The sequence below is a fragment of the Phormidium sp. FACHB-1136 genome, from assembly GCF_014697375.1.
GTDB lineage: Bacteria > Cyanobacteriota > Cyanobacteriia > Phormidesmidales > Phormidesmidaceae > Nodosilinea.
Genome location: NZ_JACJRS010000035.1, coordinates 1 through 15,124 on the forward strand (window position 1 = coordinate 1; position 15,124 = coordinate 15,124).

Annotated in this window: 11 protein-coding genes; 4 read left to right on the forward strand and 7 right to left on the reverse strand. The window is 56.0% G+C overall.

The window, feature by feature from the left end:
• Positions 1-479 precede the first annotated feature (479 nt).
• The 4 genes from H6G62_RS12280 (at position 480) to H6G62_RS12295 (ending at position 6,920) form a co-directional block, all read left to right on the forward strand.
• On the forward strand, positions 480-914 hold the full coding sequence (locus tag H6G62_RS12280; RefSeq protein ID WP_190495492.1) for a DMT family transporter: 435 nt from the start codon (positions 480-482) through the stop codon (positions 912-914).
• A 313-nt stretch (positions 915-1,227) separates the two neighbouring features.
• On the forward strand, positions 1,228-3,507 hold the full coding sequence (locus H6G62_RS12285; protein ID WP_190495494.1) for an NACHT domain-containing protein: 2,280 nt from the start codon (positions 1,228-1,230) through the stop codon (positions 3,505-3,507).
• Positions 3,494-6,463: an ATP-binding protein gene (locus H6G62_RS12290; RefSeq protein ID WP_190495497.1), complete on the forward strand. Its 2,970-nt coding sequence runs from the start codon at positions 3,494-3,496 to the stop codon at positions 6,461-6,463. The genes H6G62_RS12285 and H6G62_RS12290 overlap by 14 nt, the downstream gene beginning before the upstream one ends.
• A gap of 1 nt (position 6,464) precedes the next feature.
• A complete protein-coding gene (locus H6G62_RS12295) occupies positions 6,465-6,920 on the forward strand; it encodes a response regulator (protein ID WP_190495499.1) in 456 nt (151 codons plus the stop codon).
• Positions 6,921-7,106: 186 nt separating this feature from the next.
• Here H6G62_RS12295 and H6G62_RS12300 read toward each other — a convergent pair whose 3' ends face one another.
• From H6G62_RS12300 to H6G62_RS12330, 7 genes are all read right to left on the reverse strand, one after another.
• Positions 7,107-7,721: a WcaF family extracellular polysaccharide biosynthesis acetyltransferase gene (locus H6G62_RS12300; protein WP_199324939.1), complete on the reverse strand. Its 615-nt coding sequence runs from the start codon at positions 7,719-7,721 to the stop codon at positions 7,107-7,109.
• Between the two features lie 66 nt (positions 7,722-7,787).
• Positions 7,788-8,591, reverse strand: a complete 804-nt coding sequence (locus H6G62_RS12305) for a glycosyltransferase family 2 protein (RefSeq protein ID WP_242051960.1) — start codon at positions 8,589-8,591, stop codon at positions 7,788-7,790.
• 30 nt (positions 8,592-8,621) lie between these two features.
• Positions 8,622-9,878, reverse strand: a complete 1,257-nt coding sequence (locus tag H6G62_RS12310; RefSeq protein ID WP_190495501.1) for a glycosyltransferase — start codon at positions 9,876-9,878, stop codon at positions 8,622-8,624.
• Between the two features lie 78 nt (positions 9,879-9,956).
• Positions 9,957-11,150: a glycosyltransferase gene (locus H6G62_RS12315; RefSeq protein ID WP_190495503.1), complete on the reverse strand. Its 1,194-nt coding sequence runs from the start codon at positions 11,148-11,150 to the stop codon at positions 9,957-9,959.
• A gap of 125 nt (positions 11,151-11,275) precedes the next feature.
• Positions 11,276-12,322 (reverse strand): MraY family glycosyltransferase, encoded by a 1,047-nt coding sequence (locus tag H6G62_RS12320; RefSeq protein ID WP_190495505.1) that lies wholly within the window; start codon positions 12,320-12,322, stop codon positions 11,276-11,278.
• Between the two features lie 87 nt (positions 12,323-12,409).
• The gene (locus H6G62_RS12325) at positions 12,410-13,309 is read right to left on the reverse strand and encodes a glycosyltransferase family 4 protein (RefSeq protein WP_347239348.1); all 900 of its coding nucleotides are present in this window, start codon (positions 13,307-13,309) and stop codon (positions 12,410-12,412) included.
• A gap of 276 nt (positions 13,310-13,585) precedes the next feature.
• Positions 13,586-15,124: a hypothetical protein gene (locus H6G62_RS12330; RefSeq protein ID WP_190495509.1), complete on the reverse strand. Its 1,539-nt coding sequence runs from the start codon at positions 15,122-15,124 to the stop codon at positions 13,586-13,588.

Genomic DNA, 15,124 nt, shown 5'->3' on the forward strand with positions numbered 1-15,124 from the left:
TGCTTCTGAAGCTCTTGCTTTTCCTCTGACGTTAGATAGTTTCTGACTCCCATGGCTTATTCCAGAATTTTAATGTATTATACGCAGTTTAGATGACTAACAGCTTATGTCGATTTCTTTGACCTATTTGAAGATTTTCGGGGCTATGTCGAGTTCTTTCTGCTCCAGGATATGGTCACCCCTGATTTCTCCGCTGTGAAATTTTTTATGCCCTTTGAGGGTTTTGAGTCATCACCGCTGCCATCGACCAAAGCCGCCTATTTAGACTACAAGCAGCAAGCCATAGCGTTTATTGAGGCCCGAAACCTAAAAATCCAAAAGGCTGGAGCAGATGGCCTATCGTAAGGATTTTGGGTCTATCGGGCTGATGTGTAGCCACGCCTACCGCTTCCGATGATTTTGATGCGTCTTCACCAGAGAATCTGCGCTGTGTCATAGACTAAATAGACATTTACCCCTCCTTTGAATAAGCATCTCCTATGGCAAACCTGTTTGTAATTTTTCTGGCCATGATGGGCGGCATTGCCACGGCGCTGCAAGGGCAGTTTATGGGGCTGCTGTCGGTAGCGATGGGGCCACTGGAGAGCGTGTTTATTACTTACTCTGGCGGGGCGGTAGTTGTGGCTATGGCGATGCTGGTGGCCCAGGGGGGGAACCTCAAGGCTTGGAATACGGTGCCCTGGTACGCCCTCACCTCTGGCCTGATGGGGTTGGTGATTATTGGGGCGATTGGCTATGTGGTGCCCCGACTGGGGGTGGCGGCGGGGTTTACGGTGATGGTGGCCACCCAGTTTGTGGCGGGGGCCATCATCGACCACTACGGCCTATTTGGGGCCATGGTGCGGCCTATGGATCTGACCAAGGCGCTGGGGCTGGGGTTGCTGATGGCTGGGGTAACGCTGCTGGTGCGGTAGAGTTTCACCTAGATCGCGAACCGTGACGAGGACGTACAGAATGGCGTTGACGACGTTATGGCAGTCAACAGAGCGTGGCCGTTACCTGCAACGGTTCTGACGATGGCCATGAGGTTGTCCAACTCCAAGGCTTGACCTTGCCATGGCCGCATAAATACTGGTTTTGATTTGTGTTCTCAGTGTATTTAAGGCAGAGTAAATACTGATTTTTGCCTGTTTTTCTGGTTTATTTCCGGTTCTAGCGGATGGCCTCTAGAACAGTGTCTTAGAAAGCAGTGATTTGCTAAGACCTCACAATATACCCGGAAGAACCATGGCGAAACGGTCGTTCAAGGCATCTCAAGACGGCATCATTAGGGCCAAGCGAGCCTTTGACTTGCGCGGATGGACCCAGGAATATTTGGCGGCTGAGGTGGGTTTGCAAACCCGCCAGTCTGTGTGGAAATTTTTTTCTGGGCGTCCGGTAGAACGCCACATTTTTATTGATATCTGTTTCACCCTGGATCTAGATTGGGAAGATATTGTTGACCGATCCGCCTTTGTTGCGGATACGCCGGATCTGGTTTTGGAAGAGGCCCAGGCTGCCGTTGCCTCGACCTCCGAGAACCCAGGGGGTGATTTGGCCGAGGCGCGGTTGCACCTGATTACCCTGGCCCAATCCCAGTGCCACCTGCTGGAGATCCCCCTCGATCTGCACCAGCCCATCACCCTGGCCCAACTCTACACAGAGGCCTATTTACGGCCCCACCAACGGTTTGGAGCAGCGGCTAGCCTCGCCAAAACACCCGCGACCGAGGCCATACAGCCCCACTCGCGGGTGTTGATCGTGGGGGGGCCGGGGGCGGGCAAAACCACCCTGTTACAGCATCTAGTTTTGGAAATCAGCGCTGAGGGTTTGCGGGGCGACGGGATGGCTTACCTGCCCGTTTTTCTGCGTTTGCGCCAGTTGGCCCTGGTGTCTGAGGCGGACATCCCTGTGCAGCAGTACCTCAACCAGCGCTGGTTGGCCAGTGGGTTAAGCCCATCGCAAGTGGATCATCTGTGGCAGCAGGGCCGGATCTGGCTCTTGCTAGATGGCTGGGACGAACTCCCCATAGAGCAGCATCGGGCCGTAACGCAGCAAATCCAGACCCTATTGGATACCTACCCTGGGCTGCGGGTGCTGATATCTGGGCGCAGCGGTGGGCCTCTGCCGCAGCTTAATGGCTTAGTCACCCTGGAACTAACGGAATTTGCCCCCCAGCAGGTCGAGGCCTTTGTGGAGAAATGGTTTGCGGCCAGCCAGCCCATCCAGGGGGAGTGGTTCGCCCAAACCTTCTTGCAGACCCTCAACCACCCGGAGAACGACCGCCTGCGGGAAATGGCCCTCACCCCCATCCTGCTGCATTTGATGTGTCTGGTTTTTCAGCGGTTTGGCCAGTTTCCAGAGCAGCGCAGCAAGCTGTATCAGCAGGCGCTAGATTTGCTGCTGGGGCAGTGGGATCAGCAGCGGGGCATCCATCGCAGCCACCCCCTGCGGCACCTATCTCCCCTAGATTTGACCGGAGTTTTGGCCGACGTTGCGGCCCACAGCTTTGAACAGGGCCGGGTGGTGCTAGAAGAGGCGGAACTGCTGGGCCTGATTGCCAAAAGCCTAGTAAATCGGGGTGCCCAGGGCGATACCCTAGAGCGGCTGTGGGCCGACAGCAAAGCTATTTTGCAAGTGTTGATTGAACACTACGGGATGTTGACGGAACGGGAATTGGGCAGCTATGCCTTTGCCCACCTCAGCTTTCAGGAATTCCTCACCGCCCGCCGATGGGCCTTAACGGCCCTAGCCAAAACCAACGCTGAGGACTGGGCCGACCTGGCCAGCCACATTGCCGATGCCCGCTGGCGGGAGGTGATCCTCCTCACGGTGGAAATGGTGCCCCAACCCGACGCCCTGTGGGAAGCCCTCTGGCGACAGAGCCAGCAGTACGTCCTGGCCCATCCCCGGTTGATGGCGCTGGTCGGTTGGGCCAAAGATCAGGCGGAAGCCATCGCCGAGGACTATCATCCGGCGGCGCTGCGGGGATTTTACCTGGGCCTGCGGTTGGAGCAGGGAATCGACCTGGCCACCGCCTTAGAGGCCCGACTGGCGCTAGATTTGCCCCCCAGCCTCGCCCTAGATGAGGCCCTGATACGCCTGCTGCACCAGGCTCGGCACTGGCTGAGGGATACCGATGGGCAGCGGGGATTTGACCTGGCCTTTGCCATGGATCTGCCCCAGCGATTTTCCCTAGGGCCGGATTTGGCGGATGCGCTGAGTCAACTCCAAACTCAACTGCTGGATGCGCTGGAAGAACAGGGGGACTTGGCGACCTGGTGCGAGTCCCAGGGGGCGGCGTGGTGCCAAGGTCTTCAGGATGCCGTGTTCCGCTATCGCGGCTGGAGTGGTGATTGGGGCAATGGGTCTACGGACGGGTCTACGGACGAGTCCCCACGCACCTACTACCACATGCAGCGGCTGCTGGTGGACAGTTTGCGACACAACCGATCCTTCACCGCCGACAGGATCCAAACCCTTGAACAATGCCTATTCGTGCGAGAGGTGCAGTATGAGTCTGCCTGATCTCAATGGCGCAACTCACTTTTTAGATTTAGTCTCCACCACGGCCCTGCGGCTATACCAGGCCGATAGCCTGACGGACATTCTGCAAAACACCGTGGATGATGTTCAACAACTGCTGGGAACTGATCGGGTCGTCATCTATCAGCTTGGTGCCTCCGGTCAGGCTCAGCCTGCGGCGGTGCAGGCCAAGGCCACCCTGCCCCCCCTGCCAGACCATTCCCTCGATTTCTCCCAATGCCTACAACGCTGGTTGGCGGAGGCCACCCTACAACAGCCCAGAGCCATTGATAACCTAACAGAGGCGGATCTGACCCCCTGCGAGCAGACCATGCTCTCGGCCCTAGGCATTCAGGCCAGTGTGCTCGTTCCCATCTACCTGAGTCTCGACTGGCAAAAGGCATCGCAATGGCAGGACGAGACGACGACAAGCCTTGAGGTTTGGGGCTTTCTGGTGGCGCAGCAAAGCCATCCTCGCCACTGGAGCCCGCTGGAACTATCGTTTTTGCGGCAGCTCACCCAACACCTGTTCCACGCCATTCAGCAGATGCAGCTACGGCAATTTTCGGATCGGCTGATTGAAAGTGCCGTGGATGGCATTATTGCCCTGGATACCAACTTTCGCTACCAGGTCTGGAATGGGCCAATGGAAAAGATGTCTGGTCTATCTCACCGCGAGGTGATCGGCCAGGTGGCCTGGGAGGTGTTTCCCTGCCTGAAAGACAAGGGCGAAGACAAGCTGATGGCCATGGCCATGGCGGGGCATTCTGTCGTAGCCCAAAATCGAGCCTTTACCGTACCCGAAAGCGGGCAGAAGGGGGTGTTTGAAGCTCGCTATAGTCCTCTAACCGATCCATCGGGCAAAGTATTGGGGTGCCTGGGGCTGGTGCGGGACATCACCGAACAAAAGCAGATGGAACTGCAACTGAGAAAGACCACATCTCGCCTGACCACCCTGATTCAAAACCTGGAATCTGGCATTTTGGTAGAGGACGAAAACCGTCGGATTTTGCTGGCCAACCAGACCTTTTGCGATATCTTTCGGCTGCCCCTTTCCCCCGAAGCCCTGCGAGGCCCCGATTGTGACAGTCTGCTGCGGCAGGCGGCGGCCCTATTCCAGGATCCCCAGACCGTGATTGAAGATATTCAACAGATTCTCCAGATCCGCCAACCCCTGATCGGTCAGGAAATTCAGTTGATTGATGGTCGCACCCTAGAGCGAGACTACATTCCCATCTTCATTGACAACGACTACCAGGGGCATCTCTGGCAGTATCGCGACATTACCGAGCGCAAACGGGTGCAGCAACAGCTAGAGCAGGCAATCCGGTCTACTGAGGCGGCAAATCGGGCTAAATCAAACTTTTTAGCTACCATGAGCCACGAAATTCGCACTCCCCTCAATGCCATCCTTGGCCTCACCGATCTGCTGCGCCTCACCCGCCTGGATGACGAGCAACAGGATTTTGTCGATACCATCCACAACAGCGGATCGATGCTGCTGGCGCTGATTAACGATATCCTGGACTTCTCAAAAATTGAGGCCGACAAGCTGGAACTAGAGCGGCGGGGCTTTGGCCTGCATCGCTGCGTGCAGGATGTGGTGCATATGATGTCTTCCCTGGCGGACGAGAAGGGGCTGGAATTGCAATTGAACATCGCCCCCGACGTTCCCCGCCGTATCATTGGCGATGTGACCCGGCTGCGGCAGGTGCTGGTTAACCTGGTCAGCAACGGGGTGAAATTTACCCAAAAAGGCCGCGTCACCCTCGACGTCGCCGTTCAAAAAGACCCTACAGCCCTGGAGAATACGGCTGAAATTCGCTTTGCCGTTCAAGATACGGGCGTGGGCATTCCTGAAGAAAACTGTGATGGCTTATTCAAAGCCTTCAGCCAACTGGATACCTCCGTCAACCGACGCTTTGGCGGCACTGGGTTGGGGTTGGCGATCTGTAAAAAGCTCGTGGAAGCCATGGGAGGCACCATCGGATTCCAGACTCAACCGGGCGTGGGCACCACCTTCCACTTCACCATTCAAGCCCCGCTGATGCTATCTCGACAGCATCCTGACGGCACCAAACCCGTTGAGGTCGAGACCTCCGCCCTGGTGAATGGCCATGACGACTCCAATCAGATCCTGGGAACATCATTACCCCTAAATATTCTGGTGGTCGATGACCTGGCCGTAAACCAGAAGGTTGCCGTTAAAATGCTGCAACGGCTGGGGTATAAGCCAGACTGCATCAGCGACGGCCTCACCGCCTTCGACCGGGTGCAGCAGGTTCCCTACGATCTGGTGCTGATGGATGTGCAAATGCCGGGAATGGATGGCTACGAAGCCACCGAGCTGATTCGCCACCTGCCTGCCGTTACCCCCGAACGCCCCTGGATTGTGGCCATGACGGCCCACTCTAACCAGCAGGATCGCCAGCGGTCTTTGCAAGCGGGGATGAACGACTTTCTCAGTAAGCCGATTCTGCTGCAATCCCTCACGGATTGTCTGGTGCGCTACGGACGGATCTACCACCCGGATGCCATGGCTCAGTTTTCGCGGCCTACCTCTGACCAACCCGCTCCATCCGCCCCCAACCCCGATCAACCGCTGCTGGATCGGGAGATGATCAACAGCATTCGCGCCATGGCTGGCGAGGAGGCCGATAGCCTGCTGGCCGAGTTAATCGCCAATTATCAAGAAGATGCCGCCCGCTGCCTACAACAACTCCACCAAGCCATTCAAGACCAGGAGGGTAGCCAGATTCGCCACCAGGCCCACGCCCTACGGTCGATGAGTTTGAACCTGGGGGTGCTTTCCCTGGGCAACCTCTGCCAGGAACTAGAACTGCATTATGGCCCAATGTCGCCCAACGACCAGAAAACCGCCCTGGCTGAAATCGAGCACCTCTACGCTGAGGTCATGGTGGCCCTACAGTCCGAGATTGCCACTCTATCCCTTCCTTAACATGACCCATCCTCAACCTACGGTGCTAATTGTGGACGACGAGCGTAACCTACGCCGCCTGCTCACCCACGCCATCACCGTCGAAGGCTACCAGGTAGAAACCGCCAGCAACGGCAAAGCCTGCCTCAGCTTCTGCGAGCAACACCTGCCCGACCTGATCTTGATGGATGCCCTTATGCCCGAGATGGATGGCTTCACCTGCTGCGAGATTCTGCACACCACCTTTGGCGACCACTGTCCCCCCGTCCTCATGATTACGGCCCTGTCGGACAATCCCTCCGTAGAACGGGCCTTTGCCGTAGGCGCAGTGGATTACGTCACCAAACCCATCCACTGGGCAGTGCTGCGCCAGCGGGTGCGACGGGTGTTGCAAACCCATTTACTCCATCAAGACTTACTCGCCGCTCGGCAAACCATTCACGACCTGCAAGCCCAACGAGTCCTAAATCCTCAGTAGATTGCAAAGCCCCCGCAGCCCTCACCCTAAATCCCTCTCCCCAAGGGAGAGGGACTTTGAAGACCGTTTCCAGTTCCCCTCTCCTTGTGGGAGAGGGGTTGGGGGTGTCGCTTGCTTCCCGTAGGGTGGGCGGGATCACGGCAAAAGAGCGTGTTTGTGATCTACTGAGTCTACAAGTCTGATTAATTACCCTGATATCAGTGGGTGAGGCAACCTCTCCCCGACGGTTGCCTCTAGACCGGGCTCGTTCGCTTTAAGGGATCGCGGCTTGAGGGCTTGGGCTGGGTTGCCGCCGTAGATCGTCCACGGTTTTAGGGACTGGGAGGCCACGCTACCCAGGGCCAGAATGGCCCCTTCCCCAATGGTAACTCCCGGCCCAATCACCGCTTTGGCGGCAATCCAACTGCTCTTTTTAATGTGAATAGGGCTAACCCGCAGGTCGAAGGTCGGCTGACTCCAATCGTGGTTGCCCGTACAGAGGTAAACGCCCTGGGACAGGCAAACCTGATCCTCAATCACGACGGGGGCTAAGTTATCAATCCATAGCCCCTCACCGAGCCAGGTGTGATGGCCTACCGTCAGCCGCCAGGGAAACTTAATTTTAACGTGGGGCTTAATCCTCACACCTCGACCGATTTGGGCACCAAAGCCACGAAGAATAGCCACTTTAATACCCGAAAAAGGTAAGAGCGGTGTTTGTACAAGAAAATCGCCCAGGTAGAACCAGAGAAGCTGTTTGAAAACCGATGCTCCAGGGGTGTAGGAGCCTGTACGGTACTGATCAAGACAAATATCAGCCATGGCCGTGACCTTAAGCGTTAAAAACAACGTGTATTCTTGTGCGGACGGATGAATTCAACAAGTGATCTACTGATGTGATTTAGCCTCGATCAACCGCAGGGAAAGGATTAACTCCGCCACCACCCGCTGAAAGGCGTAGTACCATCCGGCCCAGCCATCGAGAATGCCCCCTTTGAGAATCAAGCAATAGGCCAAAATGATGGGGGCAGATAGACCAGGAACGCAGCGGATACGATCACTCCATCCCAAGGCTTCTGGGGGGGTATTCAGTTGCTTTTGAACTTCCAACAGAGCGTAGCGATCCTGTGCCCAGAGCCAGCAGTTAAGGGATTTGCGGTCATCATGCAGAATGGGATTTTTGAGGGTAGCGGTCTTGCCCCAACACTGCAACAACTGAGTATGGCCATCGTCAATGTAGGTGGCTTTATCCCGCCGGAATAGGGCCGCTCTTGGTGGCAGAATGTTCCCCCTTAGGGGCTTGCCAAAGACACAGTACTGGAAGGGAATTCTATAGCAATCTATCCCATTTTCTGGGTCAAGGGAGGTCAATTCATCGGTCAATTCGTCACTCAAACCATAGTCGGCATCGAGGGAGAGCACCCAGGGCGTTTCGACTAAAGACAGCCCATAGTTCCACTGATTTGCATGGGTATCAAAGGGGCGCTGATACAAGGCTACTTGGGGATAGTTCTCCAGAATATCTAGGGTTTCGTCGGTGCTGAAGCTGTCTACCACCACGATGCGGTTGGCCCAAGTTAAACGCTTCAAGGTGCGGCTAATATTGTCGGCCTCGTTGTAGGTCAAAATCACTGGCGTGATGGTGGCCAGCATGGGGTTAGCGGCTTGGGTAGACAGGGTGAGAGTTTGCATAGGTTTCGGGTGGGTAGTCGGGTGTCATGGCTAGGACAGCAGGACTTTGGATGGTTCTGCCCCATCGGAAATCGGGAATGCTTCGGTTTTCTGCTGGGTCAAGCGAGCGTATTGCTCCGTCAACCTTGCGGCCTGGGTTGGCCAGCTAAATTGGGTTTCCACCAGGGTGCGACCGTTCTGGCCATCCCTGCCAGCGAGGTCGGGATGGTGCAAATAGTGCTGAATTGACATCGCCAAGGCGGGGGGATGAGCGGTTGTCACTAGGCCCGTTTGGTGGGTTTGGATCAGGGGTGAAATCGCCACCTCCAGCGTTGTAATCACGGGCAATCCGGCGGCCATAGCTTCCAGTACGGCAATCCCTAAATTCTCTGAGTAGGAGGGCAGCACAAACAGGTCAGATCCTTGGAGCAGAAGGTTTTTCCATTCACCGCTGACGAAGCCAATTTGTCGGATTTTCTCGCTCAATCCGGCCATTAGGATGCGCTGGTTAATCGCCGTTTCGTAACTAGAATCGCCACGGCCCGCAATCACCAGGGTAACGTTTTCCTCAGGCACATTGGCCAGGGCATCGATTAAATGCTCAATCCCTTTTTTGGGGTGCAGCCGTGAGAGAAACAGCAGAATTTGATGATCGGCGGGAATTTTCAATTCAGCCCGCAATTGTTGACGAGCATGGCTTAAAACGGCGGGCACCTGCACCCCATGAGGCAGGATGAAGTTAGCGCCATCAAACCCGGCTTCTAGGGCTTCTTGTTGTTCTTGGACGGTGGTGAAATGGAGGGCTTCGCTGGCGGCCAACAATCTGCGACCCACGGTGTTGAGGTAGATCTGTTTCTTGGTGCGGCCCTGCTCTAGCGACCAGCGGCACAGCGAACCGATGGGACGCACGACGTAGGGCACGCCCCTCGCCTTAGCCACGGCCATCGCCATCGTGGTGGGATAGTTAAAAATCGCGTGGATGTGCACCAGGTCAAAGTCTGGGACATGCCGCCACAGCCAGGGGGCCAGGGCCGGGGCGATGGCAAATTCCCGCAGGGCCGACCGCTGAGACAGCACCCGAGGAAAAATCCAGACGGGAACGGACGGGCCGACCAGTTCAGGAATGGAGCCGCTGTCGATGCGCTGCCCAAAGGGGGCCGAGAAGGTGGTATCTCCGTGGTCGTTGGTGGTGGCTACGACGGCATCAATGCCCTGCTGGCGTTGGGCTTGCACCATTTCTAACAGGGCTTGGCTGGGGCCACCCCGAACGGGGGACAGGGAAGGGATGACGTGGAGGATCTTCATCATGGATGGGCCTGGATGAGGGGTGGGCGGGCGGGGAGACCCTGCCCCTACGGGGGGGGTGGGGATCCCGTGGATTTGGTGTCATCGCGAAACCAGTAATCTCGCGGGATGCAGGGGTTCTGCGGATTGGTCGAGGGGTGGGGCGGCAGGTTGCAACAGTTGGGAGAGATGTCCGGCCAGAATTCGCTGAAAGGTGGGCTGTCCAAAGGATTGGATGACGTTTCGCCGGAGCATTTGGGGTTCGTACATCAGGGCATTGGGGTAGGTGCCGGACAGAATTTGGGTCAGGGTGGTGGCGATAGCGTCCACGTTGTCTGGATTGACCAGGGCACCGAGTGCTCCTTGCTTGAGGGCATTCCGGCCACCGTCGAATCCGGCTAGGACGGGTTTGCCGCTGGCCATGGCTTCTAGGTAGACAATGCCGAAGCCTTCGAGCTTACTGGGCATGGCAAACACATCGCAGAGGGCGTAGTAGTTGGGCAGTTCGTCGTCGGCAATGAACCCGGCCAGGGTGACGCAATCTTGCAGGTTGCGTTCGGCAATCAGCCGCTCTAGGCGGGGGCGGTCATCGCCTTTGCCGACAATCAGGTAATGCACGTTGGGGAGGGATTTGCGGATGTCAGGCATTGCCGCCAAAATTTGGTCGTAGCTGTGGAAGGGTTCGCCTGCCGCCAGTCGGTTAACGGTGAGGATGACGGGCTGATCGGGTTGCAGACCATAGCGCTGGAGCAGGTACCCCGGTTTGGCCTTAATCTGAAACCGATTGGCATCAAAGGTGTTCGGCAAAATGCCCAGGTTCTGAAGGGCTTGGGACTGGCGGATGCGGTCGTAGGTGAAACCACTCACCGCCAAAATTCGGTCGGCCCCGGCCATGCCCCGCCGCACCTGGGGTTTCTCCACATCCCAGGCTTCAAACCCGTGGGCGATGGCAACGTAGGGAATCCCAACCAGCGTTTTGAGGGCATGGGCCACGGGCGTGAAATTGACGTGGGTGGTGATGATTAGGTCGGGCCGCTCCCACAGAGCCTCTTGAAACGTCTGGGCGGCAAAGTAGGCCGTCCGTAACCGGGGATGGACTTGCCCTGCCGTGTGAAAGGTGAGCCGGGAGACGCCCTTTCGAGACAACCCCATGGGCCGATCATGCATGGTAAACACGCGCAGGGTGGCGTCCGGTAAGACGGCCTTTAACGCCTGGAGCAGAAAGCCTGAGTAGGTTTGAATGCCGCCTTTGAAGTCAAAGAGGCCAGGGGTCCAGAGGTGGATGGTTTGGGACATGGTGAGGGTGAAGGGTGAAGGGTGAAGGGGGGATCCAGAGGAGTCGGGAGTCGGGAGTCGGTAGGGGCGAGGTCTCCTCGTCCCTTGGTATCGGGGAGAAGCGGGGCGGATGTTGTCAAAATGGTTTACGGACTGACCGAAGGGAGACTTGCAACGGTGATCTCCGGCTGGGGCCAGAGCGAGCGAGTGGTGAGGGTGAAGAGAGCCAAGGTAGCCCCAATGAGCCACCAGCCAGCGTGGGTATGTTGCAGCGCCATGGCTCCTAGGCCGGATAGCAGGGTGAGGCCGTACACGCACCAGACCACGGTGGATTTTGGCAACTGGGCGTGCATCAGGCGGTGGTGGATGTGGCGTTGGTCGGGGTGGAAGGGGGATTTGCGGTCGCCCAGTCTGGCCCCAATCACCAGGGTCATATCCAGGACGGGAATCAGGAGGGCCATGAAGGGTAGAAGGGTGGCGGTGAAGGAGCCATTGGCGGGGAGGCCGATAGTGGCGAGGGCAGCGAGGGCAAACCCTAGGAAGTAGGAGCCGCCATCTCCCATGAAGATGCGGGCGGGGGCGGCGTTGTACTTCAAAAAGCCCAGGGTGGCACCGCAGAGGCCCAGGGCCATCAGCGCCATGGTGGGATGCAGGGGCCAGATCATGGCGGCTAAAACGGCGGCAGCGACGGTGGTGGTGCCTGCGGCCAGACCATCCATGCCGTCTAGCCAGTTGATGGCGTTGGCCATGCCAGCCAGCCAGAGGAACGTCACCAGCAGGCTCAGCCAGGACGGCAAGGCTGCCGTCAAACCGGGCAGGGGCAGAGCCTCCAGCCGGATCCCCAAACTCCACACCGTTGCCGACAGAATGGCTTGCATCCCCAACCGCACAAAGGGCGACAGGTTAAACAGGTCATCCAATAAACCCGTGGCAAAAAAGCCCAGACCGCCCAACAACAGACCCAGAAAAATAGAGCTGTCTAAGGCATTCAGGCCCAATCTGCCAACCAGTAACCAAGCCAAAAAGGTGCCCGCAAAAATTCCGACCCCACCAATCCGGACGATGGGTTGTTGATGAATCTTGCGGGCATTGGGCTGATCAACACAACCTAATTTCAGGCCCAGACTTTGGACGATAGGTGTTAGGCTTGCAACCGTTAGGGCCGCAGCCCCCAGAACTATCAGTGGAAACATAATGTGTGAGAAGAGAGTTGATAGTTCTTAGTTTGGGGGAGGCAAGTTTGCGTTCGGGTTTAGCATCATGTTTGTGGATGTATGACTTTATGAGGCCGAGAGGGCCGAGAGTAATCCCTCGGTGGCGTAGTGGTAGCTGTAATGGCTAATGTGGTGCTGTCCGGTTTGTCCCCATAATTTGAGTTGCCGACCACCCTCGCTAAGGGCAGTCTGTAAACTGCGGCCCAGGGCATCGATATCCCCGGCGGGAAAGATTAAACCCGTCTTTTCGGGTATGACGAGATCCGACGCGCAACCCACATGGTCACTCACAATCACGGGCACTCCTAGACAGAGGGCTTCGTTAACGGCTAATCCCCAGGTTTCGCTGGGGCCATAGCTCGGTAAAACCATCACATCCCCCGCCGCATAGGTGCGGGGCATCGTGCTTTGATTTTGAAAGGGCGCAAAGTAAATATGGGGATGTCTAGACAACTGAGCCTGTCGTCTGAGGTCATCTTCCAATTCACCCGCACCGACAAAGAGTAGCGATACGTTGGATAACTTTGCCTTGAGAAACGCCTGAAGCAAATCTAGGGGACGTTTTTTGTTAATAAACTTGCCTGCAAAGAGAATAACTTGGTGATCCAGGGGGATATCCAGATCTTTCTTCCACCGAACAGCTTCTAGGGCGGTTGTTTTAGCCTGTCCGATAAACCGATCATTGTCGATGGCGTGGGGCGAAAAGAAGAGTCGATTTTCCTCAACACCGTGATATCGAAAATAATCCCGATTCGCCTTACCCACATAGAGACAGGCATCAAAGCGTCGATAAATCTGGGTAATCCACTGTCGCTTCAAGTTAGCCTTTAGACCGATTTCAGGGATCAGGCGATGGGAATCTCCCCGAAACAGCAGCGGCGTGTCGTTCCAGGAGGCTAAAAATCTGTACAGGCTGGCGTAGTTGTAGTTCATCATCAACACCGCATCCGGTTGGAAAGCTTTCACCTGTTGGATGAGGGTTGGATTTTGTAATCCCCAAAAGTGACCTGTCCCCGGTCTTTTACTGACATTGGAAACAAATTCATGATCATAGCCTTCCAATAAAGGAATATCCCATTGCATACCCCCCTTAAACTGTTGATCAGCCTGATTAGTGACTGTTGGATCTAACAAATAAAACACTCGAAGAATTAAACCAGCGTTTGCCTGTAAACAGCGAAACCAGGGGGCATAGTATTGAATTGGATGGGAGGTGATAATAGCAAGACGTTTCATGGAAATTTACCGAAATGATTTGGCGGCCTGATTGTCTTTTGATTTGGGTTGTATTAAATAGGGATAGTAATTTTTAACTGGAGATTTATAGGCTAGGAGGTTATTCGGCTTTCGACCTCGCGAGTTTGGGCGATAGACTTTCATAAAGGCATACTTAATACCAACGATGGGTACTGAAGATTGGAAAAGCGTGGCGGCATACACACCTGCGGTCCACTCGGTTGAAGCTAGGGCCAAACTCATCACCAGCACACAGAACATCATCCGAGCGGAGAAGGGTGGAGTGCCGATGGCCGCTAGGGTAATGGTGCCGTAGAATGCGCCCATAATGCCGCCAATCAGCAGACAGCCAAAATAGCCGAAGTTGGCGTAGGCTTCTGGCAGTAATCCCCAGGCGATGGTGGTTTTCCAGGTTTGCTGGTAGGTTTGCCGCCGCACATGGACGTTCAGCATGTGGGTACCTTCGTGACTGCGAGGTTTTTGGGGATTCAAAATTCTTGGTACCAACAGTCCGGGAATGATGGCATAGGTTTTGCCGCCTAGGTAGGGATAGGGTTCTGGAATCTTTTCCTGCGCCATCATCAGCATGTGGATAACGCTAGATCGTTCCACAAAGGACTCTTTTTCTTCGACTTTTTCCCACCGTTCAGGAACATGATTTTTGTTTTCTTCGGCATAGCCATGCCACTCGCTAAACCAGGCCGGATACTGCCAAGGCTGCACATAGTGAGCCGTTTCACTTTCCCAGTATTTATGGCGCATTTCGTGTTTGCCGTAGTGGAGAGGCAGCAGCAGAAAAAATCCCATCAACAAGCCAATCACAGGAAGTCTTTTGCCGCCAATAACATAGGCCATCACCGACAGCAAAAACAGGGTTAGCGCTGTTTTGAGGATCAATCCTGCCGCAGCGGTGGCGATATTGGCCACCAGGGCCGCAAAGAAAATGTACTGCTTGGTGCGTGGCATGGAATTTTGGCCTGCCCGGTAGGCCAATACAAAGATTCCTAAAAAGCTCAGCCCCAGAATGATCCCCCGCACGATGGTAAACAGCTTGTCGGGGATGCCGCTCCAGCCGCCGACCACGTACATATTCAAAAAGGCTCCCGCCGCCACCATGGCGATGAAAACGTTATCGGCGGTGTCTGTCTTGAGGGCGCGAAAAGGTTTCTTGACGGTTTCTGGGGTGCGCACAATTTGCAGCCAAATGACGGTGCCGCTCACTAAGAACAACACCGTTGAGAGAGCCGCCTTGAGATGAGCCTCTGGGCTGTAGGCCCACACGTTGGGGTTTTCGCTCAGCAGGGGCAGGCAAAACGTCCACAAATAGGTGAGGGAAAAGAAGGGAAAAACGGGCAACCCCTGCACCTGACCATCGCACCAGAGATAGACCGGGAACATGCAGGCTACCCCAATCGCCAAGGCCCCAATGGCGGTGGAGGGAGGCACCGCCCGCAGGCTGTCTAGGTTAGCGGACAGCAACGCCACCATCCCGGCCCAGAACAGGAGGGTCATGGTTTGGGTTTTTTGGGGAGGGGGAAGGGCCAT

Coding starts and splice junctions, on each gene's coding strand:
- H6G62_RS12280 (WP_190495492.1), top strand. CDS start 480: ATGGCAAACCTGTTTGTAATTTTTCTGGCCATGATGGGCGGCATTGCC.
- H6G62_RS12285 (WP_190495494.1), top strand. CDS start 1,228: ATGGCGAAACGGTCGTTCAAGGCATCTCAAGACGGCATCATTAGGGCC.
- H6G62_RS12290 (WP_190495497.1), top strand. CDS start 3,494: ATGAGTCTGCCTGATCTCAATGGCGCAACTCACTTTTTAGATTTAGTC.
- H6G62_RS12295 (WP_190495499.1), top strand. CDS start 6,465: ATGACCCATCCTCAACCTACGGTGCTAATTGTGGACGACGAGCGTAAC.
- H6G62_RS12300 (WP_199324939.1), bottom strand. CDS start 7,721: ATGGCTGATATTTGTCTTGATCAGTACCGTACAGGCTCCTACACCCCT.
- H6G62_RS12305 (WP_242051960.1), bottom strand. CDS start 8,591: ATGCAAACTCTCACCCTGTCTACCCAAGCCGCTAACCCCATGCTGGCC.
- H6G62_RS12310 (WP_190495501.1), bottom strand. CDS start 9,878: ATGATGAAGATCCTCCACGTCATCCCTTCCCTGTCCCCCGTTCGGGGT.
- H6G62_RS12315 (WP_190495503.1), bottom strand. CDS start 11,150: ATGTCCCAAACCATCCACCTCTGGACCCCTGGCCTCTTTGACTTCAAA.
- H6G62_RS12320 (WP_190495505.1), bottom strand. CDS start 12,322: ATGTTTCCACTGATAGTTCTGGGGGCTGCGGCCCTAACGGTTGCAAGC.
- H6G62_RS12330 (WP_190495509.1), bottom strand. CDS start 15,124: ATGGCCCTTCCCCCTCCCCAAAAAACCCAAACCATGACCCTCCTGTTC.